This is a genomic window from Ralstonia sp. SET104, from assembly GCF_003851545.1.
In the GTDB taxonomy this organism is placed as follows: Bacteria; Pseudomonadota; Gammaproteobacteria; order Burkholderiales; family Burkholderiaceae; genus Ralstonia.
On record NZ_BHVX01000011.1, the window covers coordinates 108,224 to 134,096 of the forward strand.

Annotated in this window: 30 protein-coding genes and 1 tRNA gene; 10 read left to right on the plus strand and 21 right to left on the minus strand. The window is 64.7% G+C overall.

Annotated features, from left to right (window positions below; genetic code table 11):
- Positions 1–5: 5 nt before the first annotated feature.
- The gene (locus PSUB009319_RS15315) at positions 6–605 is read right to left on the minus strand and encodes an undecaprenyl-diphosphatase (protein WP_124383086.1); all 600 of its coding nucleotides are present in this window, start codon (positions 603–605) and stop codon (positions 6–8) included.
- A gap of 264 nt (positions 606–869) precedes the next feature.
- Here PSUB009319_RS15315 and PSUB009319_RS15320 point away from each other — a divergent pair, with 264 nt between their 5' ends.
- Positions 870–1,700 carry a GGDEF domain-containing protein gene (locus PSUB009319_RS15320; protein WP_260392998.1) on the plus strand — a complete coding sequence of 277 codons (831 nt, stop codon included), beginning with the start codon at positions 870–872 and terminating at the stop codon, positions 1,698–1,700.
- 268 nt (positions 1,701–1,968) lie between these two features.
- Here the strand turns inward: PSUB009319_RS15320 and PSUB009319_RS15325 are convergent, their stop codons facing one another.
- From PSUB009319_RS15325 to PSUB009319_RS15405, 17 genes are all read right to left on the minus strand, one after another.
- Positions 1,969–2,529 (minus strand): TlpA disulfide reductase family protein, encoded by a 561-nt coding sequence (locus PSUB009319_RS15325; RefSeq protein ID WP_124383087.1) that lies wholly within the window; start codon positions 2,527–2,529, stop codon positions 1,969–1,971.
- On the minus strand, positions 2,519–3,562 hold the full coding sequence (locus tag PSUB009319_RS15330; RefSeq protein ID WP_124383088.1) for a transporter: 1,044 nt from the start codon (positions 3,560–3,562) through the stop codon (positions 2,519–2,521). The genes PSUB009319_RS15325 and PSUB009319_RS15330 overlap by 11 nt, the downstream gene beginning before the upstream one ends.
- 88 nt (positions 3,563–3,650) lie before the next feature.
- Positions 3,651–4,118: a DUF2946 domain-containing protein gene (locus PSUB009319_RS15335; RefSeq protein ID WP_260392999.1), complete on the minus strand. Its 468-nt coding sequence runs from the start codon at positions 4,116–4,118 to the stop codon at positions 3,651–3,653.
- Positions 4,119–4,423: 305 nt separating this feature from the next.
- Positions 4,424–4,499, minus strand: a tRNA-Ala gene (locus PSUB009319_RS15340).
- Between the two features lie 47 nt (positions 4,500–4,546).
- Positions 4,547–6,259, minus strand: coding sequence for a thiosulfohydrolase SoxB (gene soxB, locus PSUB009319_RS15345; RefSeq protein WP_124383089.1), 1,713 nt, complete (start codon positions 6,257–6,259; stop codon positions 4,547–4,549).
- Entirely contained in the window at positions 6,256–6,762 is a 507-nt protein-coding gene (locus PSUB009319_RS15350; protein WP_124383090.1) for a TlpA disulfide reductase family protein, read from the minus strand. Before PSUB009319_RS15350 ends, soxB begins: the two co-directional genes overlap by 4 nt.
- Before the next feature lie 8 nt (positions 6,763–6,770).
- Positions 6,771–7,445 carry a sulfur oxidation c-type cytochrome SoxX gene (soxX, locus tag PSUB009319_RS15355; RefSeq protein WP_185453483.1) on the minus strand — a complete coding sequence of 225 codons (675 nt, stop codon included), beginning with the start codon at positions 7,443–7,445 and terminating at the stop codon, positions 6,771–6,773.
- Positions 7,442–8,263, minus strand: coding sequence for a sulfur oxidation c-type cytochrome SoxA (gene soxA / locus PSUB009319_RS15360; protein WP_124383092.1), 822 nt, complete (start codon positions 8,261–8,263; stop codon positions 7,442–7,444). The genes soxX and soxA overlap by 4 nt, the downstream gene beginning before the upstream one ends.
- A 19-nt stretch (positions 8,264–8,282) precedes the next feature.
- Entirely contained in the window at positions 8,283–8,735 is a 453-nt protein-coding gene (locus PSUB009319_RS15365) for a DsrE family protein (protein WP_124383093.1), read from the minus strand.
- 34 nt (positions 8,736–8,769) lie between these two features.
- Complete coding sequence (gene soxZ, locus PSUB009319_RS15370; protein WP_024977295.1) at positions 8,770–9,081, minus strand: thiosulfate oxidation carrier complex protein SoxZ; 312 nt, start codon at positions 9,079–9,081, stop codon at positions 8,770–8,772.
- A gap of 17 nt (positions 9,082–9,098) precedes the next feature.
- A complete protein-coding gene (soxY, locus tag PSUB009319_RS15375) occupies positions 9,099–9,569 on the minus strand; it encodes a thiosulfate oxidation carrier protein SoxY (protein ID WP_124383094.1) in 471 nt (156 codons plus the stop codon).
- Positions 9,570–9,577: 8 nt separating this feature from the next.
- Positions 9,578–9,925, minus strand: a complete 348-nt coding sequence (locus tag PSUB009319_RS15380) for a c-type cytochrome (RefSeq protein WP_124383095.1) — start codon at positions 9,923–9,925, stop codon at positions 9,578–9,580.
- A 168-nt stretch (positions 9,926–10,093) separates the two neighbouring features.
- Positions 10,094–10,981 (minus strand): EamA family transporter, encoded by an 888-nt coding sequence (locus tag PSUB009319_RS15385; protein ID WP_124383096.1) that lies wholly within the window; start codon positions 10,979–10,981, stop codon positions 10,094–10,096.
- 106 nt (positions 10,982–11,087) lie between these two features.
- Positions 11,088–12,380 (minus strand): NAD(P)/FAD-dependent oxidoreductase, encoded by a 1,293-nt coding sequence (locus PSUB009319_RS15390; RefSeq protein ID WP_124383097.1) that lies wholly within the window; start codon positions 12,378–12,380, stop codon positions 11,088–11,090.
- Positions 12,377–12,724 carry a c-type cytochrome gene (locus tag PSUB009319_RS15395; protein WP_124383098.1) on the minus strand — a complete coding sequence of 116 codons (348 nt, stop codon included), beginning with the start codon at positions 12,722–12,724 and terminating at the stop codon, positions 12,377–12,379. The genes PSUB009319_RS15390 and PSUB009319_RS15395 overlap by 4 nt, the downstream gene beginning before the upstream one ends.
- A 141-nt stretch (positions 12,725–12,865) precedes the next feature.
- Entirely contained in the window at positions 12,866–13,672 is an 807-nt protein-coding gene (locus tag PSUB009319_RS15400) for a BON domain-containing protein (RefSeq protein ID WP_124383099.1), read from the minus strand.
- Positions 13,673–13,712: 40 nt separating this feature from the next.
- Positions 13,713–14,105 carry a YraN family protein gene (locus PSUB009319_RS15405; protein WP_124383100.1) on the minus strand — a complete coding sequence of 131 codons (393 nt, stop codon included), beginning with the start codon at positions 14,103–14,105 and terminating at the stop codon, positions 13,713–13,715.
- 35 nt (positions 14,106–14,140) lie between these two features.
- Here PSUB009319_RS15405 and rsmI point away from each other — a divergent pair, with 35 nt between their 5' ends.
- Positions 14,141–15,043 (plus strand): 16S rRNA (cytidine(1402)-2'-O)-methyltransferase, encoded by a 903-nt coding sequence (gene rsmI / locus PSUB009319_RS15410; RefSeq protein ID WP_124383101.1) that lies wholly within the window; start codon positions 14,141–14,143, stop codon positions 15,041–15,043.
- A 21-nt stretch (positions 15,044–15,064) separates the two neighbouring features.
- On the opposite strand, the gene PSUB009319_RS15415 is transcribed toward rsmI, so the two are convergent.
- The gene (locus tag PSUB009319_RS15415; RefSeq protein WP_185453485.1) at positions 15,065–15,796 is read right to left on the minus strand and encodes a septal ring lytic transglycosylase RlpA family protein; all 732 of its coding nucleotides are present in this window, start codon (positions 15,794–15,796) and stop codon (positions 15,065–15,067) included.
- A gap of 201 nt (positions 15,797–15,997) precedes the next feature.
- On the opposite strand from PSUB009319_RS15415, the gene PSUB009319_RS15420 reads away from it, so the two are divergent.
- The 3 genes from PSUB009319_RS15420 (at position 15,998) to PSUB009319_RS15430 (ending at position 17,911) form a co-directional block, all read left to right on the plus strand.
- Positions 15,998–16,654: an MBL fold metallo-hydrolase gene (locus PSUB009319_RS15420; RefSeq protein ID WP_124383103.1), complete on the plus strand. Its 657-nt coding sequence runs from the start codon at positions 15,998–16,000 to the stop codon at positions 16,652–16,654.
- Positions 16,651–17,370 (plus strand): exonuclease, encoded by a 720-nt coding sequence (locus PSUB009319_RS15425; protein WP_124383104.1) that lies wholly within the window; start codon positions 16,651–16,653, stop codon positions 17,368–17,370. Before PSUB009319_RS15420 ends, PSUB009319_RS15425 begins: the two co-directional genes overlap by 4 nt.
- 274 nt (positions 17,371–17,644) lie before the next feature.
- Positions 17,645–17,911, plus strand: coding sequence for a hypothetical protein (locus tag PSUB009319_RS15430; protein WP_124383105.1), 267 nt, complete (start codon positions 17,645–17,647; stop codon positions 17,909–17,911).
- A gap of 124 nt (positions 17,912–18,035) precedes the next feature.
- Here PSUB009319_RS15430 and arsC read toward each other — a convergent pair whose 3' ends face one another.
- Positions 18,036–18,386, minus strand: coding sequence for an arsenate reductase (glutaredoxin) (gene arsC / locus PSUB009319_RS15435; protein WP_124383138.1), 351 nt, complete (start codon positions 18,384–18,386; stop codon positions 18,036–18,038).
- 270 nt (positions 18,387–18,656) lie between these two features.
- Here arsC and PSUB009319_RS15440 point away from each other — a divergent pair, with 270 nt between their 5' ends.
- The 4 genes from PSUB009319_RS15440 (at position 18,657) to PSUB009319_RS15455 (ending at position 22,867) form a co-directional block, all read left to right on the plus strand.
- Positions 18,657–20,318, plus strand: a complete 1,662-nt coding sequence (locus PSUB009319_RS15440) for an acyl-CoA dehydrogenase family protein (RefSeq protein ID WP_124383106.1) — start codon at positions 18,657–18,659, stop codon at positions 20,316–20,318.
- Between the two features lie 133 nt (positions 20,319–20,451).
- Entirely contained in the window at positions 20,452–21,345 is an 894-nt protein-coding gene (locus tag PSUB009319_RS15445; RefSeq protein ID WP_124383107.1) for an amino acid ABC transporter substrate-binding protein, read from the plus strand.
- A gap of 273 nt (positions 21,346–21,618) precedes the next feature.
- On the plus strand, positions 21,619–22,527 hold the full coding sequence (locus PSUB009319_RS15450) for an amino acid ABC transporter substrate-binding protein (RefSeq protein WP_124383108.1): 909 nt from the start codon (positions 21,619–21,621) through the stop codon (positions 22,525–22,527).
- A gap of 154 nt (positions 22,528–22,681) precedes the next feature.
- Positions 22,682–22,867: a hypothetical protein gene (locus tag PSUB009319_RS15455; protein ID WP_124383109.1), complete on the plus strand. Its 186-nt coding sequence runs from the start codon at positions 22,682–22,684 to the stop codon at positions 22,865–22,867.
- Here the strand turns inward: PSUB009319_RS15455 and PSUB009319_RS15460 are convergent, their stop codons facing one another.
- A complete protein-coding gene (locus PSUB009319_RS15460) occupies positions 22,868–23,194 on the minus strand; it encodes a hypothetical protein (protein ID WP_124383110.1) in 327 nt (108 codons plus the stop codon).
- 327 nt (positions 23,195–23,521) lie between these two features.
- Here PSUB009319_RS15460 and PSUB009319_RS15465 point away from each other — a divergent pair, with 327 nt between their 5' ends.
- The gene (locus PSUB009319_RS15465; RefSeq protein ID WP_124383111.1) at positions 23,522–25,642 is read left to right on the plus strand and encodes a UvrD-helicase domain-containing protein; all 2,121 of its coding nucleotides are present in this window, start codon (positions 23,522–23,524) and stop codon (positions 25,640–25,642) included.
- Positions 25,643–25,873: the final 231 nt, after the last annotated feature.

Below are 25,873 nucleotides of genomic sequence, written 5' to 3' on the forward strand. Positions count from 1 at the left end.
TGCGCTTACTTGCGCACCCAGCCGCGCCGCACGCAGGGTGCCAATACCACACCATGCACCGCCAGCCCCAGGCGGTGCAGCGGCTCCGACACCGTATGCGCCACGCGCCCGCTGCACAGCCATGCACTCAGGGTCGACACGGCAGCCGCGCCCAACATGTCAAACGGATAGTGCACGCCCAGGTAAATGCGCGCCCACGCCATCGGCAAGCCCAACAGCGCCAGCAACACACCTACGCGACGCAACCGCGCGTTCCACATCAGGCTGAACGCCACAGTCCAGAGCACCGTCAGGTGGTCGCTCGGGAATGATGAATCCGGGGCGTGCGGCAGCAGATTGGTCCCCAGGTCAATCGCAAACGGCCGCGGGTGATACCACGCCAGGCTCAAGCCGACGTTGATCAACAAAGCCAGCACCGCCGCCACGCCGGTCTGCAATGCCTGACGGCGTGTAGTCGGCGCGCCCCATAGCCAGCCGGCCACGAGCGTAAGCGGCACCAGCCAGATCGCATATTCAGCAAAGGCCAACGCCAGCCAGACGGTGGTGGCCGAAGGGTCGGCCGGGGCGTTCATCCAAAGAAACAGCGTGTGATTGAGTGATTCCATACAGCGTCGGCCAACGGGCCCGAGTGATTCAACGTCAACGACAGAAATGCCGGGCCCACAGTACGGAACATTCCCTTCAATTCCCTTGGGGCCAACCTGTGAGCAAGCCTAGGCCACCAGACTTAGGCCTGCCGTAGCGGCGCCCCGATCACTGCCCAGGCTTTTCCCACCGCTTACCGGTGCCTGTGATGTAGGCACACTTGCCGCACCGGCCTGCCTGACCGATACCACCCTCAACCTGCTGAGCACCGGCCGCTTTACCGTGTGCTGGTATGGGAAGTCACGGCGCTGTACCGGCGCCCGCTCGAGGCGCACGTGTTGCTGCAGCAGGCCTCCATGCACGATGCGCTGACCGGCCTGTGCAACCGCAGCGACTTCAACGAGCAGATCGGCACGCAGATCAGCGCCGCCCAACGCAACGGCCAGGCGTTCTCACTGGTGATGGTCGATGTCGACCACTTCAAGCGCTACAACGACGCCTTCGGCCACCTCAAGGGCGATGCCTGCCTCGCAGCCGTGGCCGATGCGCTGGCCGGTGTGGTGCGCCACCCGGCGGATTTCATCGCCCGCTACGGCGGCGAAGCGTTCGTGGTTGTGCTGCCCGAAACCGATGCACGCGAGGCCGAGGCCTTCGCCGAGCGTGCGCGTGAAGTCGCGCTACGCCTGCGCATAGAAGCCACCACACCGTCGCGCTACGTGACCGTCAGCGCTGGCTGCGCCACGTCCGTGCCGAGCAAGGGCGCTCCCTCTATCGACACGCGGCTGGTCGAAACCGCCGACGCCGCGCTGCACCGCGCCAAGGCAGCCGGCCGCACTCACATAACGCACGTGACGCACGACAACCGCTCAAGCACCGCTGGGCGTCCGTCTCGCCTGTCTTTGCTGTCTTCTTTATTTCTTTTGTATATAAAAATAGTAGTAGTAGATAACGGTGGATGGTTTCTGTGGATAGCCGCAGAAAACGCTTTCGCATCAACCGTTTGCGGAATGCACAACCCATCGGACAGCATGTGCCGTTGCGTGGATGACTCGTGCAGGGCGCGCCTCACCCTACCGGCAGACGCCGAAGTTATTCCCAAACTGTGGACAACCTGACCCCGGACAGCGAACACAGTTGTCCCTGAAGTTCTGCACGCGTTTATCCACAGCGGGAATCGTGCCCTCGCACCGGGTGACTTCGTCGGCCCATCCCAACCGTACCGGGAAAGATGGCCGAACAAGCGGAACAGAACCGCGTGGTTAGCCGCCCCGAATCCGCCTGTTGCTCCCTGTCGTCGAATGTCCGCTACCAAATCACCGACGCAACGCTACTCGATGCTGGCGCGTGGCTCTGTATGAACGCCTTTGCAGTCGTCCGCCTGCTTCAGCGCAACAAAGGCGTGACAATCCGCTCCAGGCGCTCGGCCGTCCAGGCGGGCTCGCGCGATTCCCAACCGTTGTCGGCCAGCAGGCCTTTGCGGTCGACCGTGAAGTTCACGGGCAGGCGCCAGATACGGCCGTAGCCGCCCGCGTAAGCGCTGCCGAGCAGGCCAACCGGAAAGCTTAGCTTGGCCGCCACATCGCGCACGGCTGACAGCTCGTCTGGCTCGTCCAGGCTGAAGCCCAATACGCGCAGGCCCTTGTCGGCATGGCGCGCGGCGTAGGCCGATAGCAGGGGAAGCTCCGTGCGGCAGGGGCCGCACCACGTTGCCCAAAATGTCAGCACCACCACCTGACCGCGCAGGTCATCGGTCGCAATGCTGCGCCCATCCAGGGTGTGAAGGACGAGGGGAGGCGCGGGGCGCCCCACTTCCAGACTGGCCGCGTGCGCCGCCGCCTGTCGTCCGCTCAGCCCGGCGCCTAAGGCCAGCGCGCCAGCCGCACGCAGCCACGCGCGCCTTGGCCCGGGCCCTTGCACCGGGTTCATGTCCGCATCAGAACGCATAGCTCGCCCCAATAGTGCCCGACCAGCGCGGGAAGAGTTGATAGCCCTGCAGATTGCTGTACAGCGCCTTCTGCAGGAAGGCATAGACCTGCATGTTGTGCGCCACGCTAACCGTCACGCCTGGCGACAGATAGACCGCCGTGCCGCCCGTGCTGACAGTGTCGGCCAGCGCCCCCCGATCGGGGCTCTTGCGCGTCACGTTGACCTGCAGTTGCGGCACGATGTGCGGATTCGCCTCATAGCGCAGACCGAAGCTTGCCGTGGCGGCATTGCCAGGTCGGAAGTCTGCGCCGGCATCACGCAGCCTGTGGGCCACGGCCGCCTGGAATTGACCGTTGATGAAGGCATCGAAATCCTGGCTGACGGGCTGGTAGTAGTAGGCGCCGAGAATCAAGTCGGTGCTGCCGGTACCTGGCTGCAGGCTGGAATCGAGCGCCTGCCCGCCGGCTGCATTGGGGCCGCTGTTGAAGAAGACCGGATTGCGCCCGACCGTGGCGCCGGTGTTCACATTCTGGCCGCCGTAGCGTCCGGTCGGCAGCTTCACGCCCAGTTGCACCCCCAGATTGTGCGTGGGCAGGAAGCCCTGGTAGCTGGCGATCAGCTTGATGTCGCCCAGGCCGCTGGCCGTGGCGCCACTCAGGTTGTCAGGGGTGAGCTGGTCGGTCGTGGCGTTGCCGTAGGTGGTATGGCTGCGGTCGATATATGGCACGGCCGCGCTAAAGCCCCAGCTACTGTTCGGGCTGTAGTAGATACCGAGGATGGCGTAGCGGTTGATGGTCTGGCGCTCCACCTCCTGGTTGCCGCCAGCGGCATTGATGGCCGCGACCTCAGCCGGCGTGACCGACCCCGTGCCGTGGCGCAACTGGTTCTGCGGGAGATACGTGTAATCAAGGCTGACGCGCCAGCCCGGGATCGCGGAGTAGCCCATGGCGGCATCGGTGCTGAGCGAACAGCCGCAGGTAGCGCAGGCAAAAGCAAACGCGGGGAACGACAAGGCAGCGCCGACGGCTCCGGCGCGAAGAAACGGATTCATGACAGTCCTGGCAAATCGTGGGCGGAGTATCCGCCCTTAGCGTAAAGACGCGCGGGCAGCGCGCCATTGGTCGTATTGACGACGTGCGCTACGCCACCGGCGGTGCCCGAGCCGGCGCCAGGAACCTGCGGGAATGTCGGTAGAAGGCCGATGAAGAAAGCAGCGGCACGGCAAACTGCAAGCCGCGTTGCGCAATGAATGCCCATGTCACTGGCGGCGCCGCGTGGAGCGTGCCAACGTCCGAGCAGAACAGGCAGCACAGCATGCCGACGTGGTTGGCGCCGGAATGATTCTGGCCGTCGGGTGCCTGGGCATCCATTCCGGCAATCGGCTTGCCGCTTGCACTGCAAACGGCGTGAACGGCCAACCATTCCGCCTGCTGCTCATGGGCCATCGCCGGCAACGGCGCATGCAGCGCCATACCGAACAGTGCAAGCCAAACGAGGACGCGGCGGACGAAAGACATGCGGGCGAAGAATTTGCTGCTGATTATAGAGAGTAAATACCGCAGAAAAGGCAACCCGCAACGGCAAGTCTTACTGACGTGATGCGACATGGCGTCGCATTGGCCCCCAACGTACAGCGAGCGTTCGTAGCGGTCGCCGGGCAGTTGGCGGCATAAAGTGATTGTCGCTTTATGGCCGGAAACAGCCGGCCAAGGCTCCATCGGTCGATGGCCGCTAAGGCGCCTTCAACGTGCGCAATCCTTGCTCGGTACACCAGAGAAACAACAAAGCCGACACGTGGTCGGCTTTGTTGTTGACGCATAAGACTGCACACTTTGTCAGAGAAGCATGTCCTTGCACCTGCTGCAAAAATATCGTCCCTGTCTCAAACGCTTGGCAAACTTTGCCAGTGAGTTGGTGGACCGAAGGAGGATCGAACTCCCGACCTCCGCATTGCGAACGCGGCGCTCTCCCAGCTGAGCTATCGGCCCGTGAAAATTTAGTCTACCCGAATTCCCGGCTTGCCTTCAATCGCGGGTCAACCTGTGTTTTCGATGCCGAGATTGCCCTCCATGCCGACTATACGCGGCGTATTCAGCGGCCTCGCGGTCACTTCGCGCTGGTCGCGCAGCCAATCAGCCAGCACGTCCCACACCGGGCGGCCACCGGCCTTGCGCGCTTCGGGCGATACGGCGGCCCAGCCAGCCACCTTGTAGCGGCGGTCGGCGTCGAGCGGTTTGTCCCCCAGGCGCATGTCGGTAATGCGCTGGCCCATCGGGCGCGTAGGGTCGATGGTGTAGCGCAGGCCGCCAGTGCGCACCATGTCACCGCCCTGCTGGTAGTACGGGTCGGGATTGAACAGGTTGTCGGCCACGTCTTCAAGCACGGTTTTGATCGTCGCGCCGGTCATCTCGGTGAGCGTGGTGGCCGGGTAGGTGATGGCGGTCTGGGCCATCAGCGCTTCCATCGTCAGTGCCTCGCCGGGCAGCAGTGACGTGCCCCAGCGGAAGCCGGGCGAGAAGGCGATCTCCGCGCCCTGCGCGTGCATCAGGCCATCGACGATGAGCTGGTCGAACGTGCCGTTGAAGTTGCCGCGCCGGTACAGCAGGCCGCGGTTGACGGCGAGCGTCTCGCCCAGCTTGCTCTTGTACGGCGCCCGCACGCGCTCGATGAGTGCAGTCATGGCCGGATCGGGCGGCAGCAGATCAGCGAAGACGGGCAGCAACGTGTAGCGGATATCGCGCACGGCGCCGCCGCGCACGTCCAGATCGAGCACGCCGACGAACTTGCCGTTGGCGCCCGCGTTGGTGACAAGCGTCACGCCGCCGGGGTTGCTGACCTTGACCGGCGCAGGCACCGCATCGTGCGTGTGCCCACCGAGAATGGCATCCAGCCCGCGCACGCGCGACGCGAGCTTCAGGTCCACATCCATGCCGTTATGCGACAGCAGGACGACCACCTTGGCGCCCTTGCCGCGCGCCTCGTCAATCATCTTCTGCAGCCGCTCTTCCTGGATACCGAAGGTCCAGTCGGGCGTGAAATCAGCCGGATGCGCGATCGGCGTGTACGGGAAGGCCTGACCGATGATGGCGACAGGCACGCCGTTGAGCTCGCGCAGCACGTACGGGTCGAACACCGGATCGCCAAAGTCGGCGGTCTGGATGTTCTGCGCGACGAAGGCGACCTTGTTCTTGAAGTCGTGATCGACCACGTGGCGCACGCGATCGGCGCCGTAGGTCATCTCCCAGTGCGGGGTCATGACATCCACGCCGAGTGCGAGGGCAGCATCGACCATGTCCTGCCCGTTGGTCCACAGCGACGTGGCCGAGCCCTGCCACGTATCACCACCGTCGAGCAGCAGCGCGTTCGGGCGTGTGGCGCGCAGGCGCTTGATGAGCGTGGCCAGATGCGCGAAGCCGCCCATGCGGCCGTAGCGGCGCGCGGCTTCTGTGAAGTCGAGTGCGGTGAACGCGTGCGCAGCACGTGTGCCGGGCGCGATGCCATAGCGCTTGAGCAGCGCATGGCCAACCAGATGCGGCGGCTGCCCGGCCCATTGCGCCACGCCCAGGTTGACGCTGGGTTCGCGGTATTCGATGGGCAGCAACTGCGCGTGGCAATCGGTGAAGTGCAGCAGGTGGACGTTGCCGAAGCGAGGCACGTCGTAGTGGACCGTGTCAGCGTGAGCATCGGTCAGGCGCAGACCGGCGGCTGCGGCAATCGTCAGGGCTTGAACGAATTCGCGGCGGTTCATTTTGTGGTGCTGTGCGCGTAGCGTGCGAGGTCCGCTACATCGTCTTCGAGCATCTCGCCGACTTCCTTGCGCACGACGCGGCCACGATCATCGAGCACGAGCAGCTCGGGCAAGCCCTTGCGCGGGCCGGTGGCAGCGCACAGCGCGTCGGTTTCCATCGTCACCGCAAAGGTGAGGCCGCGCTTGGCGACGTAATCGCGGGCGAGTTGCGGGTTGGCATCAATGCTGATGGTGAGGATGCGCAGATCGGTGTTGCGTGTGGCGTCGTACAGCTTCTGCAGACGCGGGTTCTGCAGCGCGCAGAACGGGCACCACGATGCCCACGTGGCGATGATGACCGGATGCCCGTGCCACGCTTCACCCGGCACGCGCGTGCCGTCGAGCAATTGCACTTCGGGCATCGTCACCACATCGCCCACTTCGACGGCCTGCGCGGCACTAACGGCACCAGCGGCGAACACCATCGCCGCCGCCAACATCACGAGCCGTTGAAGGGCCTGCATGACGATCCCTACTGATTGACCGGCGAGACCGGGTCAAACAACAGCGCCATCACGTCGCGGATCTGCTGCTCGGTCAGGATGCCCTTGTGCCCGAAGCGCGGCATGTTGGAGCACGCCGCATACGCGTTGGAGTTGTAGATCTTGCCCCACGTGTAGCGCAGGATGGCTTCCTGAGCGTCAACCCCGCCGCGCAGCCTGCCGTACTGATATAGCGATGGGCCGATGGTGCCGTACGACACCTCGTCTTTTGACAGGCGATGGCACGCATAGCAATTGGCGCCATTCATGCCGCCGGGCGGGTCGGAGAACTGCATGCCATGGCCGCTCTGCGCGGTCTTCTCGCCTGCCTTCCAGTCGCCCAGCCACTTGCCGTCGGCCGGGTAGCGGATGGTCTTGAGCTGCGCGTCTTCCAGCTTCTTGGCAACGGCGGCGGGCACGGCGTTGCGGTCTGCGTATTGGCTGCAGATTTTCTGCACGTCGTCGCGCTCGGTCACGCCTTCCACGGTGGCCGGGCCCTTGGAGACAAAGCTCTCGTGGATGACCTTGGCGAGTGCGGCGTCGGCCTTCACATCGGGCTTGGGCGGGGTGACAGCCTTGGATGCGTCTGCCGCCTGCGCGGTGCCCACAACCAGCGTCAAAGCGGTCAAAACGATGGGGATCAGTCGGATCATGCGTGGCCTCATCGTTTGATTGACGGCGCGTCCATCTTGCCGCCGTTGGCGTTGCGGGCGAGGAACATCTCCAGCGCAGTGATCACCTCGCTGCCGTAGAGCGGTTCCGGAAAGCGCTGCTGGCGCAGGCAGTCGTACAGGCGGTGCTGCATCGTGCGCACCTCGCCTTGTGAGACGCGATAGCCCGGCCACGTGGAATACGCAAAACGCGCACCATCGGCCGTCAGCAGGTTAGGCAATTCCTGCAGGCGGATGCGCAAGCCCGGCTGGGCGTGGCAGGTGGCGCAGGCAAAGTCATACGCGCCGCCGCGGTAGAAGAACATGCGGCGGCCGATTTCATACACGCGCTTTTCTTCGGGATGTGCCAGCGGAATGTCGATGGCAGCGCCGCGCGATTCTGACGCGACGTACGCCATCAGCCGTTCAATATCCGACGCCTTGCCTGGCGACGAGAACGGTCGGGCCGAAGCCTCTTCCTTCGTCAGCCCCTGCAGCGTCATGCGGCAGTACATGAGGCGCTGTTCGGCGTCCATCACACGGCCGGTGTCCTTGAAGAAGCGCGGCAGCCTGGCGTATGCGCCCTTCACCACGCCGGGGCCCAGGCCCAGGTCACACGCTTCGAGCGACGCCTGCTTCGGGCCGGCAGGCTTCTTCCAGAGATCCTCGCCGGCGGCTTCCCAAAGCTCGGCCGGATTACCGTCGGCCAGCATTTCGCGGTACTGCGCGATGCCGGCGGCGGTGCTGTCCTTGGTGTCCTGCGCGCTGGCCGTGAGGGCAACGCCAGCGGCCAGCGCCGCACCCAGCGTGACGATTTGTTTGAAGCGTTTCACAGTCCCCTCCGCGGGTCGCCTACGGTTTGATATAGGCGAAACCTTCTTCCTGCTGCAAGCGGGTGATTTCCACCACACCGGCGGGCACGACTTTGGCTTCAAGCAGCAGCTTGTCTTCCGGCACCTTGAAGGCCATCAGCGAGTTGTGGCACACGCGAAACTCCACACCCATGCTGGCCAGCGCGGCGACGGGCGCGTCAAACGTGCGGCCCTGCGCATCCTTGGCCCCTTCGACCAGGAACTCAATACCGTGCCCCAGCGCCACCACCACAATCTTCGTGCCGGGCGCACCGTTGAGGTGGTTGCGCAGGTTGCCGATGGCGCGCACGGCCTGGTCATTGCCTTCGCTCAACTGGTAGACCACCTTGTAGCGGGCGCCGCCGCCCGCGCGCGGTGCATTCTGGGCAGCAGCCTTGCCGGCCACGCCCAAGGCCGCCAGCGCGGCGGTCACACGAAAGAAGCTGCGTCGCATCTCGGACTCCTGTGCTTGCCTGACTGGATGGCGCTTACTGGATCGACGTCTCGTCGGTGCGCTTGTCACCGTGGTTATCAACCCACGTGACCGTTACCTTGTCGCCCTTGGCGCCGCCCTTGAACTTGAAATTGAGGAACGGATCCTTCGATACGGCCGGGCCGAACTGTGCGTCGAGCACCGTCTTGCCGCTGTGAAGCACCGTCACGTTGGTGATGTGCCAAGCCGGCACGACCTTGCCGGACGCATCCTTGCGCTGGCCGGTTTCCATGTCGTGCTTCATCAGGATTTTCACGTCGGTCGTGCCGCCGTTTTCCATTGCGCGAATGCGCATCGGGTCTGCCATGGTGTGCTCCTTGTTCTTTAGCCGCCGCAGCCGCCGAGGGTAACCTTCACCTCCTTGCTCGCGAGCACCCACTTGCCGTTGGCACGCACGGCAGCGTAGACCATCGAGGTCTCGCCCATCTTCACGCGCGTGCTGACAAACGGATCGGTGCCGCCAGGAATGGCGAACGTGGCGGCCAGCGTGTTCGGGTTCTTTTCGACCAGGATGGCGATCAGGTCGGTGCCGGGCAGCGTGCTGGTCACCACCAGCGGCACCACGGCGCCGTTCTCGGCGATATCCGGGGCGGTGAGCTGTATGCCAGCGCCGCCCTTGTCGACAGCGCCGCCGCCCAGTTGCTTGAGCACGTCATTCACGCCCTTGACGGCGAACGCGGCCTTGTTCCACTCGGCGGCCTGTGCCGGTGTGGCAATGCCGGCGGATACCAGAAGCGCCATCATGGCGCCCGCGCGCAGCACGTCCCGGCGGGAGAGGTTCACGGAATCCGTCATCACATCCCTCACTTGGCCGGGGCGCCCGCGAGCACCCAGTCGATCACGGTTTTCAGATCGGCATCAGCGATCTTCGGATTGGCCGGCATCGGGATCTGGCCCCAGTTGCCCATGCCGCCTTCGCGCACCTTCTTGATGAGCTTGGCTTGCGCCCCGGCATCGCCCTTGTACTTGGCGGCGACGTCCTGGTAGGCCGGGCCGACGAGCTTGCGGTCGACGGCGTGGCAGCCCATGCAGGCGTTCTGATTGGCGATGGATTGCGCGCGGGCAGCATCAACGGCGGCCAGCGCGGACGTGGCGGACAGCGCCAGGCCGGCCAGCGCGGCGCTCGCGGCGAGCGTGGGGGCGAACTTCATGCGGTCTCCAGAGGATGGGGTTGCCCGCTTGCGTGTGCGGACCAATGGTCGCAGTGGGCAGAATCGGACCCAATATTGTGCCCGAAGTGGGCCAAATCCTATGTCGCCCAAAAAGCAAAACGCCCGGAACCTCGCGGCCCGGGCGCTTGTTTGGCGAGGATACGGCGCTCAGGCCACCGCCCGCCGCGGCACCAGCCGGCCGCCGAATACGTTCAGCAAGAGCCCCGCCATGACCACCGCGCCCCCCAGCCATTGCGCGGGCACCAGCCGCTCGCCGAGCAGCACGGCGGCCGACACCAGCCCCACGACCGGCACCAGCAGCGTGAGCGGCGCGACCTGGCTCGCCGCATAGCGCGCCAGCAGGCGGCTCCACAGGCTGTAGCCGAAGATGGTGGCACCAAAAGACAGGTAGACGATCGCGCCAATGCTCGACCCGCTGATGTTCGCCAGACTGCGGGCGATCTGCTCGGGGCCCTCCATCCAGTACGACAGCAGCAGAAACGGAATCGGCGGAACCACCGCACCCCACACCACCAGGCTCACCACATTCACTGGTCCGATGCGTTTGGTGACGATGTTGCCGCTGGCCCACGAAAACGCCGCGCACAGCGTCAGCAGGAAGCCGGCCGTAGTCATGCCCGTGACCGAGCCGCCGCCCGCCATGCCGATGACGCCCAAGCCGCAGGCCGCCACCCCCATGCCCGCCAAATGGAACCACCGGATCGGCTCGCGCAGCACGATGGCCGCGATCGTCAGCGTAAAGAACGCCTGCGACTGCAGCACCAGCGAGGCCAGCCCCGCCGGCATGCCCACGTACATGGCCGAGAACAGAAAAGCGAACTGCCCGAAGCTGATGGTGGCGCCATAGGCGAGCAGCCATTTAAGCGCAATCCTGGGGCGCGGCACGAACAGCACCGCCGGGAAGGCGACCAGCGCAAAGCGCAGCGCCCCCAGCAGCATGGGCGGCACACCGTGCAGGCCCACCTTGATGACGACGAAGTTGACGCCCCACACCAGCACAACGGTCAGGGCCAGCAGCAGATCCTTTGGAGACATGATGGGTCAGATGTTCAAACGGCCGCCCGCGCGGCCATATGACGCACTGTAGGCGCGGGCCGCCTGCACGACTTGCACAATCTTGCGCATTGTTTGTGCCGTGGGCCTAACCGAGCATGTCCGACCAGATTGCGCGGCTCCAGCCTTGGGCGAGCTTGCCCTCGGCGGCGGAAGGCGCATCCGACAACCCGCCGGCACCGGGCACTGTGACCATGGTGTGCTCGGCCGGGTCGTAGCGGTGGACGGTCGCCACGTGCATCGCCTCGTCTGGCGTGGCAAAGCTGTAGCAGGTGTTGGTGTAGAGCGGCGACGCATCGGGCGCGTGCCCGGCGAGCATCGCCACCACTGCAGCGGCGGCCACCTTGCCGTGCTGATTGGCCATGTGGCCCGACTTGGGCATCAACGGCGCGGTCTGGATGGCATCGCCAATCACATGCACGCCCGGCGCCACCTTCGATTCGAACGAGAGGAAATCCACCTCGCACCAGCGTCCGTTGGCCGTCGCCAACCCGGCTTGCACGGCAATCGCCCCTGCACGTTGCGGCGGGATCAGGTTGACCACATCTGCCTGCACATCGTCCTGCACGTCGAACTTGAGCACGCGGGCCTTGGCATCAATGTCGACGGCGTTGTACTGCGGGCGATATTCAATGTGCCTCGGATAACGCTCGGCCCACACGCGCTTGAACAGTGCGCCCTTGGAGGTCACGTCGTCATTGGCATCGAGGATGAGCACGCGCGCATCCGGCTTGGCGCGCTGCAGCCAGTTGGCGATCAGGCAGGCGCGCTCGTACGGCGCGGGCGGGCAGCGGTACGGCGCCAGCGGAATGCTGATCGCCACCGTGCCGCCATTGGGCATGGCTTCGAGCCGATGGCGCAGTGCCAGCGTCTGCATGCCGGCCTTCCATGCGTGCGGAGCCTGCGCAGCCGTAGCGGCGTTGGCGAGGCCGGGAATCGCGCCGGGCATGAAATCAATCCCGGGCGAGAGAATCAGGCGGTCGTAATCGAGCGTACCGCCCCCGGCCAGCCGCACCTGCTTCGCGCCGAGGTCGATGGCCGATGCGCGGTCGCGCACCCAGCGCACACCATGGCGCTCGACCAGGGCGTCATACGGCACGGTAATCGACGCCATGTCACGGTCGCCCGACAGCACGAGATTCGACAGCGGGCACGAGACAAACGCGGCGTTCGGCTCGACCAGCGTCACGTCGACACGGCCACCGGAGAACACGCGCACGTACTTGGCCGCCGTCGCGCCGCCATACCCGCCGCCGACCACCACCACGCGCGCATTGCGCATGCCCGATAGCGATGCGCACGCAGCCAGCGGCCCGGCCAGCGCCGTTGCTCCAAGCGCGCGCAACATGGCGCGTCGATCCTTGCGCAGCGACTCACTCATGGCGCCTCCTGCGGTTGGCGCGACAGCCAGCCGGCAATGGCAGCCATCTGTGCGTCGTCATAACCACGTGCGATCTGGCCCATCACCGTGGACGGGCGCGTGCCGTTGCGAAACGCCTGCAACGCATCGATCAGCTCGGCCTGCGAGCGGCCCGCCAGCGACGGCAATGTCTGCGCGGCGCGCCTGGCCCCCGGCGTGGCGGGGGCAACATCGGCGTGATGACAACTGGCGCACGTAGCGGCCCAGGTGCGGGCTTGCAAGTTGGAGGGCGGGCGATCGGCCGCCTGGGCCGTGGACAGCGCCGCAAATAGAACGGCGGCAACAAAACGGTGGACGACGGGCATGGGGGGCTGCGAAGTCGCGGAAGCGTCATACGCTAACACGCACGGCTGGCTATGTGCCCCGTGATGCGCGCAGGCAACAAAAAACGCAGCGCGGTGGCTGCGTTCCCTGCGAAGCGATGTTGCCGATGCCGCTGATATGGCTTACGGCAATTGCTTGCCCGGCGGCAGTGCCGGCGAGTTGGTCGGTGACACGGTAACGCCCGGCGCGGCCGACGTCACAGGTGCCGGTGCCTGCGTGGCCGTTGGCGTGCCTTGCACCGGCGCGGGCGTGCCTTGCGATGCATCGGGCGCGGTCGACGGGTTGGTCGACGTGGCGTTCGAATCCAGGCGCCTGCGTTCGTCTTCGCTCACGTAGTCGAACACCTTCACGACCTTGTTGACGCCACCCACGGTGCGCACGGCCTCGGTGGCCTTGTTGCCTTCGGCCTCGGTCACCACACCCAGCAGGAAGACGGTCTGCGCTTCGGTCGTCACCTTGATGGAGTTCCAGGGCACGCCTTCCGTGCCGGCCAGCATGCTCTTCACCTTGGTGGTGATGTACGTATCGTTGGTGCGCGAGCCAAACGTGCTCGACACCGGCGTCACCACGATCTCGTTGACGACCTCGCGTGCGTTCTGCAGCTTCTGCGCGTACTGGCCGATCTCCTGCTTGGTCTGCTCGGTGCCGGCTTCGCCGGTCAGCAGCACCTTGCGGTTGTAGACCGTCACGTTGACGTGGGCGCGGCCGTCGTAGCGCGAGATCAGCGTGCTCTCGGCTTCCATCTGCAAACCGCGGTCGATGGTCTGGGTAGCGGTCGGGCGACGGTCGGTGGCAAGCGCCACGCCGCCGGCCACGGCGCCGGCAAACAGCGGGAAGCAGGCGGTCAACTGCGTGGCGGTGACACCGGCCAGGGCGGCCAGCACGACAATGCGGCGGGCGCTGGCAAACGTAGGCGACGAGAGTTTCATGCTGTCCTTGGATGAAATCCGGAAGAAAGAAGAGCCAGGCTCAAGCTTCGACACCGAAGGCATCGCGCATCCATGCAATGCGTGTGCCATCGATGGCGATGACGTCAAAACGGCAGGCGGGCACATTCTCGGCCTGCCGTGCGAGAAAATCTTCGGCTGCGGCAATCAGGCGGCGCTGTTTGGCGGGCGTGACACTCGCGGCCGCCCCGCCGAAACGCTGCGTGGAACGCGCCACGCGGGCGCGCACCTCGACAAACACCAACACACCGGCCGCATCGCGCATCACCAGATCAATCTCGCCGCCCTTGCAGCGATAATTGCGGGTGACCACCGACAAACCGCGCGCCTGCAGATAGCGCAGCGCGCGATCTTCACCGGCCTCGCCGGTTGTAGCGTTGTCGTGTGGCACAGGAACGGGCTGCGGCGCGTGCATTTGCGGTTTGAACCAAGTGACTGAGAGAAGTTCTCGTGAGTGATCCTGACTGGACCCTGCTGGCGCACGACCAGCACTATCCCGCCGGCGCATTATATGTGGTGGCCACCCCCATCGGAAACGCCGCCGACGTGTCGCTGCGCTCGCGTCATGTGCTCGGCCTCGTTGATGCGGTGGCCTGCGAGGACACGCGCAACACCGGGCAGTTGCTCAATCGGCTGGGCTTGTCGCGGCCGATGCTGGCGGCGCACGAGCACAACGAGCGCGAGGCAGCGGCGCGCATCGTCGCGCGTCTGGCGCAGGGCGAGCGCATTGCCTATGTGTCTGATGCGGGCACACCCGGCGTGTCAGACCCCGGCTCGCGCATTGTCGAGGCGGTGCGTGCGGCGGGCCAGCGCGTGATCCCGCTGCCGGGCGCGAGCGCGGTGGTCACAGCGCTTTCCGCCGCCGGCGAGCTGCTCGACACGTCGGATGGGCAATTCACGTTTGTTGGCTTCCTGCCGCCCAAGGCTGGGCAGCGCGACGCCGCCATCCGTCAATGGGCGGCGCATGGGCCGGCGTGGGTGCTGTACGAGGCGCCGCATCGCATCGACGCCACTCTCGCCGCGCTGGCGGAGCATTTGCCAGCGCGGCGTTTGCTCATCGGTCGTGAGCTGACCAAGCTGTTCGAGCAGATTGTCGTGCTGCCTGCAGCCGATGCACCCGCATGGCTTGCCGCCGATGCCGCCCACGGCAAGGGCGAGTTCGTCTTGGTGGTGGAAGGCGCAGGCACGCAGGATGCGGCACCGACCGCCATGGCGGCGGATCAGGTCTTGCGCTTGCTGTTGGCCGAGCTGCCCGCCAAGCGCGCGGCCAAGCTGGCCGGGGCGATTACGGGTGCGCCGGTAGACGCGCTGTATCAGAGCGCGCTGGCGTTGAAAAACGAGGGGAAGGATTGACGGTGCTGAAAGACGGCTGAATCAGCGGCGCTTGGCGCGACGCTTGATCGCCTTCTTCTTTGCGGGTGCGGGCTCATCACCGCCCACATCGGCATCACCGTCATTGCTGGCGACGTCGGTTTGCGTCAACTCGGGGCGCAACGCTTCGACTTCGGCGCGCGACAGACGGCGGATCTCCACCTGCGTCGAACCGCGCTTCACGAAGTCCAGACGCTTGGCCGCCGCATACGACATGTCGACGATGCGCTTGCCGTGATACGGGCCGCGATCCGTCACCTTGGCCACCACCACGCGGTCGTTGGAAAGGTTACGCACCAGCACCCAGCTCTGCAGCGGCAGCGACGGATGCGCCACCGTGAAGGCGTTCATATCGAAGCGCTCGCCACTGGCGGTACGGCGGCCGTGGAAGCCGCGGCCGTACCACGAAGCCACGCCGCGTTGCTCGAACGTACCGAGGTCGGCGCGCAGGCCGGGGCTCGTATCTGCGTTCTCGTCAAGCTTGAGGCTGCTCGAATCCGGCACGCCGCGAAACGACAGCGCGCCCCAGGCATCGGGGTTGTTGCGCGGGTCGGCCGGCTTCAACGCGGCGGCTGCAGGCTTGCTGGCCTGCAGGCCAGGCTGCCCACCCGTGGGCGGTTCGCCGGGTACGGCGGCACAGCCTGCGAGCGCCAGCAGTGCGGCACCATGCGTCAGCCAGGCACGCAGCGTGCGGCCGGCCGAAAGGCTGGGGATCGGGTGGGTCAACTGGAACATGGCCGCGAGTCTAACACGCATGCTTTGATCGATTATTTACATTTCCTATTAAAAGGATCACATCATGCTGTCATCTCGCATCAATTTTGTAATATTTTCTTTCCGATGTAACAGTGCGCCCCGCGAGCCCAGTGCTGGCGCGGGCTCGGCCCGATACAATCGGGTTATCCCTGACATGCGCAAATGCGCGCCAAAGATCACATGAAAGTCGTCGTCATCCCCGTTACGCCGTTTGAACAGAACTGCACGCTGCTGATCGGCGACGATGGCGCGGCCGCCGTCACCGACCCGGGCGGCGATATCGAACGCATCCTGGCCGCCGCCCAACAGCACGGCGCGCGCATCGAAAAGATCCTGCTCACGCACGGTCATGTTGACCACTGCGCCGCCGCCGATGCGCTGCGCACACAGCTTGGCGTGCCCATCGAAGGCCCGCACAAAGACGAGGCGTTCTGGATCGATCAGCTTCCGATGCAAAGCCAGCGCTTCGGCTTTCCGCCGGCCAACGCCTTCGTGCCCGACCGCTGGCTGGATGATGGCGACACAGTAGAAGCCGCTGGCCGCACGCTGCAGGTGTTTCACTGCCCCGGCCACACGCCCGGCCATGTGGTGTTTTTCAGCGCGGAAGATCGCGTCGCCATCGTCGGCGACGTGCTGTTCGCGGGTTCAATTGGCCGTACGGATTTTCCGCGCGGCAATCATGCGGACCTGATCCGCGCGATCCGCACCAAGCTCTGGCCGCTCGGCGACGACGTCACCTTTGTGCCGGGCCACGGGCCGGTCTCCACCTTCGGCGAGGAGCGCGCGACCAATCCGTACGTTGCCGATCGCCTGTTTGCCAACGAAGGCACAACATGAGCGATCAAGATAACGACAGCGACAACATCTTCGCCGACACCGCGCCTGCCGCACCGGCAGACAAGCCTCGCCGCAAGCGCGGCAACCAGCTGCCTGACACACGGCCCGAAATCTACGTCAGCACCGACATTGAAGCCGATGGGCCCATTCCAGGGCCGCACTCGATGCTGAGCTTCGCGAGCGCGGCGTACCTGGCCGACAAGACGCTCGTCGGCACGTTTGAGGCCAACCTGGAAACGCTGCCGGGCGCTGAAGGCCACCCGATCCAGATGCAATGGTGGCAAACGCAGCCCGAGGCGTGGGCGGCCTGCCGTACCAACCTCGAAGCCCCCGAAGTGGCCCTGCCACGCTACGTGGAATGGGTCGAGAGCCTGCCCGGCAAGCCTGTGTTCGTGGCGTTTCCGGCAGGCTTCGATTTCACCTACATGTTCTGGTACATGATGCGTTTTGCCGGACGCTCGCCGTTCGGCTGGGCAGCGCTCGACATCAAGACGCTGGCCTTTGCGCTCACGGGCCTGCCGTATCGACGCAACGTGAAGGCGCTCTTTCCCGAACACTGGCACGACCCGCTGCCGCACACGCATATCGCGCTGGACGACGCAAAAGAGCAAGGCGCACTTTTCTGCAACATGCTCGCCGAGTTGCATCAACGGCAAACCGAGCGCGAAGCCCAGCGCGCCGCCGCACAAGTGCCCCACCAATCTGCTCAGGATTGAGCGCCGGACACATCACGCATTTCGCCAAGAGCCGCATACCGTTTGCGTCTTGCCCGCGTGATGCGCGCACCATGCCGCAACGCAACTTGCAGCGCCGCAAACCCGCGCCTACGCTGGGCTTGTGCGAGGCGACCAGACGACTGCGCCACCCGGCGCCGGCAAGCAAAGCCACTCGCATACGCCATTTGCTTGCCGTATCGTTTTCGGGCCGCACGTGCCCCCGACGCCGGTGCGTGCCGGCGTCGGCTATCAGCCAACAACGGGAGGTTCCGCGATGCGATTTTCCCGTGACGCGTTTGACACGCAACACTTGCGAGCGATGACGGAGCGCTTGCATTGGCATCGCAAATCGTCTGCGAAGGCGGTCCCGTTGAGCATGCGTGCGCAGCATCTACATCACACGCACAGCAACGCGCACCACGACGCAGAGGTGATGAAAGTCGCCATGGTGTCTACCGTGGCGGCGCTGGCAGTGGTGCTTGCCGCCCTGCTGGCAATTGGCTTCGGGTCAGAAATGGCCCGATGGATGGGCCTGGAATAATCCGGTGCCCTTGCGCGTCTTGACGGACGCAGCCCCGGCCCTCGCGCAAAGCGAGATACGGCCACCCCTGAACGGCCTGTCCGATGGAAATCGCCAGGCCGTTCAACTTTGTGGGGCGCCGGAGTTACTTCAGGAAGGCGTCGAGTGCTTCGGGTGTGCGGCCGATGGTGGCCCTGTCGTTGCGAACGAGCACGGGGCGCTGCAGCAGCTTCGGGTGTGCTGCAATGGCCTTGAGCAGCGCGTCATCTGATGCATCGGCCAGATTGAGTTGCGCGTATTCGTCTTCGTTTTCTCGGACGAGCGTGCGCAGCGGAGTGTCGAGCTGCGCGGCGAGCCTCTTGAGATCAGCCAGCGTGGGCGGCGTGCTCAGGTATTCGATGACGTCGAGTTGTTCGCCCTTTTCTGCGGCAAAGGCCTCGGCCTGTTCAAGGGCGGCGCGGGATTTGGAGCAGCGGGGGTTGTGGTAGATCTGCATGGGCGTTGGCGTGGGCGTTGGCTTGATGAAACGTGCCGTCATCTTAAGCGCTGGCGCGTAGCCGTTGGTTTCGTGGTTGGCTGTGGGGGGATTCGCAGGTTTGGATGTTGGCTCCCTGCAAGGGCCGATGCAAGGGATGCGGGATGCAGGATGCGGGATGCGCAAACCTCAAAAACCCAAACCGCGTATGGAAATCCCCCTCCACCCGCCCCAGCCATCACTGGTCTACCATGGCCTCACAACCAAATGTGACACGCCAGGAGACCCTCCATGCCCACCGATGCCACGCACCGCGTCTTCAATCAGGTCCAGGATCTGACCGGCTTCAACCCCTTCACGTCCGACGCCACGCTGCAAAGCGCCCTCGAACGCCTGGGCGGCGGCTGGAACGCCGATGCGTTGCGATCCTTCGGTGACCAGCTCGGCGCCCCCGAAACCCTGCGGTGGGCCGCCGAGGCCAACGAATACCAGCCCGAACTCCACACCCACAGCCGCACCGGCGAGCGCATCGACGCCATCCGCTTCGACCCCGCCTGGCACGCCCTGCTCAGCCTGATGCGCGGCCAGGGCCTGCAGGCTCTGCCGTTTGTCGACCCACGCCCCGGCGCCTGGATTGCCCGCACCGCCGGCTATTTCATGCAGGCCCAGATCGAATCCGGCACGCTCTGCCCGGCGACGATGACGTTCGCCAGCATCCCCGTGCTGCAGAAAGAGACCGCGCTGTTTGCTGATCTGGGCCCGCGTCTGTATGCCCGTGAGCATGATGCGCGCGATCTGCCGTGGCGCCAGAAGAACGCCATCCTCATCGGCATGGGCATGACGGAAAAGCAAGGCGGCTCCGACGTGCGCAGCAACATCACGGTGGCCACCGCCTTGCGCGGCGAGGGGCGCGGCGCGACGTACGCCATCACCGGGCACAAGTGGTTCTTCTCGGCGCCGATGTGCGATGCACACCTGGTGGTTGCGCGCATGGGCGCCGAAGATGGTCCGCTGTCGTGCTTTTTCGTGCCGCGCTTTCGCGACGACGGCAGCAAAAACCCGATCGAGATCCAGCGCCTAAAGAACAAGCTCGGCAACCGCTCCAACGCCAGCAGCGAGGTGGAGTTCCGTGGCGCGGAGGGCATCCTCATCGGCGAGGAAGGGCGCGGCATTCCGACCATCATCGAGATGGCGACGCACACGCGCCTGGACTGCGTGATCGGCAGCGCGGCCATCCTGCGCCACGCACTGATGCAGGCGCTGCACCACGCGCGCCATCGCATGGCATTTGGCCGCTTGCTGGTCGATCAGCCGCTGATGCGCAATGTGCTGGCTGATCTCGCGCTTGAATCTCAGGCCGCGACCTTGCTGATGATGGAACTGGGCAGCGCGTTCGAGCGCGCCGATGTCGATCCGCTGGCCGCCGCCTGGAAGCGCATCGTCACGCCGGCGGCCAAGTTCTGGGTCTGCAAGCGCACCCTCGAAGCCACGGGCGAGGCGATGGAAGTCTGGGGCGGCAACGGCTATGTCGAGGAAGGCCCGATGGCGCGCCTGTACCGCGAGGCGCCGGTCAATTCCATCTGGGAAGGCTCGGGCAACGTGATGTGCCTGGATGTGCTGCGCGCCATCGCACGCACGCCGGACGATGCGCTGCGCCTGGTACACGACATTGGCGAGCGCGCGCAGGGCCACCGCGCCGTGCGTGCCGAACTGGCTGCGCTGCAGGCGATGCTGCATCAGCCGGGCGACATTCAGGAGACCTCCGCGCGCCGCATCGCGCAGGGGCTGGCACTGACCGCGCAGGCCGCGCTGATGCTGGCGCACGCCCACCCGGACGACGCCGAACGCTTTATCGCCAGCCGCTTTCACCATCAGCATGGCCGCGTGTTTGGCACGCTCGACGGCCACGCGCAGGAACTGGGGGCCGTGCTGCAGCGCGCATGGCCCGCGTGAACGCGCTGTGAAGAGGCCACAGGTTGGAAGCGGCGAAGGCAATGAAAGCAGGATGAAAGACCGCATCGCATAGGGTGGGGAGCCGCGCAAGCGCGCCGGCACCAGAAAAATAATCCGACAGGAGACATCCCCCGTGCCGCATCCGACCCGCGCATTGCCCGCGGCCGGCCTGGCGTTGTGCGCATTCCAGGCGTTGGCCGCATCCACCAGCCCCGTTCTCGACCGCATTCGCGAATCCGGCACCGTCCGGCTGGCGTATCGCGAGAACTCCGTGCCGTTCTCCTACATCGATGGCGGCAAGCCGGTGGGGTATTCGATCGACCTCTGCGCGCGGCTGGTTGATGCGATCAAAGTGGCGCTCAAGCGGCCGGAGCTGAAGGTGGCCTATGTGGCGGTGACACCGGCCACGCGCATTGCCGCCATCACCGAGGGCAAGGCCGATCTGGAATGCGGCTCGACCAACAACACGCGCGAGCGGCGTGAGAAGGTAGCGTTCACTATCCCGCATTACATTGCCAGCAGACGCATGTTGGTCAAGACCACCTCGGGCATCCACCGCTGGGAAGACCTGAACAACAAGACGGTGGTGTCCACGCGGGGCAGTACCAACGGCGGGCAGATTCGCTCAATGGCCGATGCGCGCGTGCTCAAGATCAACGTGATCGAAGCCAAGGACCACGCCGAAGCCTTTGGCATGGTGGCAGTTGGCAAGGCCGATGCGTTTGCGATGGACGACGTGCTGCTCTATGGCTTTCGCGCCACTTCGCCCCACCCGGCGGACTACGCGGTGGTCGGCAGCAACCTGGCCGTAGCGCCCTACGCAATCATGCTCGGCAAGGACGATGCGGCGTTCAAGAAAGTGGTCGACCTGGCAATGTCGCGCACGATCCTCGATGGCGATGCAGAGAAGCTCTACAAGAAGTGGTTCCAGCAGCCCATTGCGCCCAACGGTGTGAAGCTTGAGATTCCGATGAGCTTCCTGCTGCGCGACTCGTTCAAGTTTCCGACCGACAAGGTGGCGGACTAACGCAACACCCATCAACCATGCACCGAGAAGGTGCTTGAGGGTATACCCGCAATCAGCGCATAATGCGCGCCCATGGCGGCGCGTGACATTGCTTCACGGTTTGGCATTCTCCGGGGGAGTGGCGCGCGCAAGCCAGTTCGACGCGATCGATCCGGGCTGACCCGGCAAACGATTGCGAAGACGGCCGCGCCGACAGGGCACAGCGGCAGCGGCACGGTCACTTCGGGCCAGCCGTGCCCATATAGCCCTAACTCTCTCCCAGGACCTTTGACGATGCTGTTCCCTGCGCGCACGTGGCTGCTGCCCGCGTTTGCCATTCCTGCCGCTGTTTCCGCCGCGCTCTCTTCATCCAACGCCCTCGCCGCCACCCCGACACTCGATCGCATCCGCGACTCGGGCACGGTACACGTGGCGTATCGGGAAGACTCGATTCCGTTTTCGTACCTCGACGGCAGCAAGCCAGTGGGCTACGCGATCGACATCTGCTCGCATCTGATCGACTCGCTCAAGACCACGCTGAAGCGCCCCGACCTGAAGGTGCAATACCTGCCGGTGACGGCTGCAACGCGCATGGACGTGATCGCCACGGGCAAGGCCGACCTGGAGTGTGGCTCAACCAATAACTCGCGCGATCGACGCGAGAAGGTGGCCTTTACGATTCCGCACTACATCACCAAGGGCCGCATGCTGGTGAAGACGGCCTCGCCCATCCAGCAATGGGAAGACCTGAACGGCAAGACGGTGGTGGCCGCACGCGGGTCAACCAATGCCGACCTCGCACGCAAGCTCAACGAGACCGGTATGACGATGCACGTGGTGGATGCCAACGACCTGCGCAGCGCGTTTGCGATGCTGGCCGATGGCCGCGCCAATGCGTTCGCCGGTGACGACATCCTGCTCTCGGGCATGCGCGCCACGGCCAGGAATCCGGCCGACTATCGCCTGGCGGGCAAGACCCAGTTGGTGTCGTCGTACGCAATTATGCTCAGCAAGCAAGACCCGGAATTCAAGAAGCTGATCGATCAGTCGATGACGCGGCTGATTGTGGACGGCGAGGTGCCGAAGCTATACAAGAAGTGGTTCCAGCAGCCGATTCCGCCCAACGGGGTGAACCTGGAAGTGCCGATGAGCTATCTGCTGCGGGACTCGTTCAATACGCCAACGGATAGTGCTGGCAACTGAGGCTGGCCGTTGTAGTGCCTGGGGGGCCGGGCGAGGAGACCTTCGGGTCTGCCGGTCGTTCTCTAAGGGCCGGTTTTGCTACCCCCGCCGTCAGGCCCGCCACCCCGTGTAGCAACGAGATGGCGAGCCTCCGATGCAACTTGGCGAGGCCGACATGCCATCTGTCAGAAGCGGGCACCGCCCCGCATACGCCAGCATCCACCCGCCCGAGTATCGGCACGGGTTTCTGGATGGCATCGGTGCCTTCGTATCAATGGTGCTGGAGGGCCGTCAGATCAACCCTGAAACGTGGGAAGTGCTCTGCGTGTGGCCAGTGAGCGGGTCAAAGGAAAGCCGGTGATCAGTTGCCGATCTGGCGGCTCACCTGGTTTTCCTGCTGGTTCAGTACGCGCTGTTCCGGCTTGGTGATGTGGCCGCCGTTCTGGGCGGCCATGTCGCGCTCTTCCTGGCGGATCTGGCGATCGTCCTTGCGCAGCGTCGCGGCCTGGCCCTTGGTGATCTCGCCTTCCTTCACTTCGTTGTGGATGCGGCGGTTCTGGTTGGCCAGGCGCTTGTTCACTTCAGCGCGGCGTGGGTGTTCCTTTTGCCAGTGCGTTTGCGCGAAGGCGCCGGTGGCGGCGGACAGAGCGACAGCGGACACAGCCAGGACTTTGACGATGCGGTTCATGGTTTTCCCCCAATTGGCGGCTGACCGATTCAGCCGCTCTGCTGCCAATAACGGCCCGTTTCGGCTGAACGCTGACGGCCGTCGTGTAACCGCGCGTAAGCCGTGTAACGGCGGCGGGAGAAAGCGAGGGGCGCAAACGCGTGCGGCTTGCAATCGAGGCTATCGCCATCCAAAAAGCGGGTGAGAAACGCGTGTGCGCGCAGCGTCGGCGGCCCTCGCAAAACCCCGGCTGGCGGCAGCCATGATGACGCGCAAAGCGCGTCGCCCCCGCGTGCTACCATCGCCCTCCGCTGTCAGTTCCCGCCCGATTTCCTCCCGCCTGTTCCCATGTCTTCTGGTCTCGCCCACGGGCTCAACGCTGCTCAATCCGAAGGTGTGCACTATCTCGATGGCCCATGCCTGGTGCTGGCGGGGGCGGGCTCGGGCAAGACGCGCGTGATCACGCAGAAGATCGCGCACCTGATCCTCGACAAGGGATTCGAGCCGCGTCACATCGCCGCCGTCACGTTTACCAACAAGGCGGCCAAAGAGATGCAGGAGCGCGTGGCCAAGCTGATGGATGGCAAGACACGCGAAGACGGCAAGCGTATCCCCATCAAGCAACTCACGGTGTGTACGTTCCACTCGCTGGGCGTGCAGATTCTGCGTGCGGAGGCCGAGCACGTGGGCCTCAAGCCGCGCTTCTCGATCATGGATTCGGACGATTGCTTCGGCATGATCCAGGAGCAATTGGCGACCACCGACAAGCAACTGATCCGCCGCGTGCAGAGCACGATCTCATTGTGGAAGAACGGTCTTGTCGACCCCGAAACCGCCATTGCGGAGGCGCTCGCCAACAACAACGCCGACGATCACCAGGCCGCGCTGGTCTACCGCAACTACGTCGCCACGCTGCACGCGTATCAGGCGGTGGATTTTGACGACCTGATCCGCATTCCCGCCGAACTGTTCGCGCGCAATGAAGACGTGCGCCTGAAGTGGCAGAACCGCCTGCGCTATTTCCTCGTCGACGAATATCAAGACACGAATGCCTGCCAGTACCAGCTTCTGAAGCTGCTGGCGGGCGGCTCGCACCTGCGCGCACCGGCCTTCACGGCAGTGGGCGACGACGACCAGGCCATCTACGGCTGGCGCGGCGCCACGCTGGACAACCTCAAGCTGCTGCAGACCGATTTCCCGAACCTGAAAGTCATCAAGCTGGAGCAGAACTACCGCTCCACGGTGCGCATCCTGAATGCGGCCAACGCCGTCATCGCGCAGAACCCAAAGCTGTTCGAGAAGACGCTGTGGAGCGAGCACGGCATGGGCGACGCCATCAACGTGACGGGCGCCAATGATGAAGAGCACGAGGCCGAGAGCGTGGTCTTCAAGCTCTCCGCGCACAAGTTCGAGCGCCGCGCGCAGTTTCGGGATTACGCGATCCTGTATCGCGGCAACTTTCAGGCGCGCCTGTTCGAGCAGATCCTGCGGCGTGAGCGCATTCCGTATGTGCTTTCGGGCGGGCAGAGCTTTTTCGACAAGGCCGAGATCAAGGACTTGTGTGCGTATCTGCGCCTGATCGCCAACGCGGATGATGACCCGGCGTTCATCCGCGCCATCACGTGCCCCAAGCGCGGCGTGGGGAATGCGACGCTGGAAGTGCTGGGCGCGTTCGCTGGGCAGGCCAAGGTGTCGTTGTTCGAGGCGGCAATGATGGGCGGCATCGAGGCGCAGCTCGCGCCGCGTCAACTGGAGCCGCTGCGCGTGTTCTGCGAGTTCATCGTGCGCCTGTCAGACCGCGCTGCGAAGGAGCCCGCCGGCACGCTGCTCGACGAGATGATGGAAGGCATCCACTACGAGGCCTATCTGTACGACACCTACGACGAGCGGCAGGCCCAGAACAAGTGGACCAACGTGCTGGAGTTTCTGGATTGGCTCAAGCGCAAGGGCACCAAGCCCGAGAAGCTCGAAGACGAAGACGCCACCAACTTCGACAACGCCGATGGCCTGATGGACACCGGCAAGAACCTGCTGGAGCTCACGCAGACCATCGCGCTGATCAGCATGCTTGAAGGCAGGGAAGAGGACCCGGATGCGGTGCGGCTCTCGACATTGCATGCGAGCAAGGGGCTGGAGTATCCGCACGTGTTTCTGGTGGGCGTGGAAGAAGGGATCCTGCCGCACTGCCGTGAAGACGACGACCTGACCGACGAGAAGATCGAGGAAGAGCGGCGGTTGATGTATGTAGGCATTACGCGGGCGCAGCGCAGCTTGCATATCAGTTGGTGCAAGAAGCGCAAGCGGGCGCGTGAAACCGTGGTGTGCGAGCCGTCGCGATATATCGCGGAGATGAAGCTTGGAGAGGAGGATGGGCCTGCGCCGGAGGACTCGATGCCGGCAATGTCGCCCAAGGATCGGTTAGGGGCGCTTAAGGGGTTGCTCGCAGCAAAGAAACCCGTGGCGACTTGAGCCATCAGCACGCCAGCCAGAAAAAAAAGGTCAACCATCACGACGGGTTGGCCTTTTTTCTTTGGCGCTGAGCCCTTGGATGGCGTCTTGGATTTTGCTTCCCCGCACGGCCGCGCGAATTCAAGGAGAAGTCGGTCATCTCCGGCGCGTCGTTCTTTTGCTGCGTGCCTTTGGCCAGACAAAGAAAAGTGCGTCATGTCCGGCGGGGTATGAAACGGGCCACCGCATCCC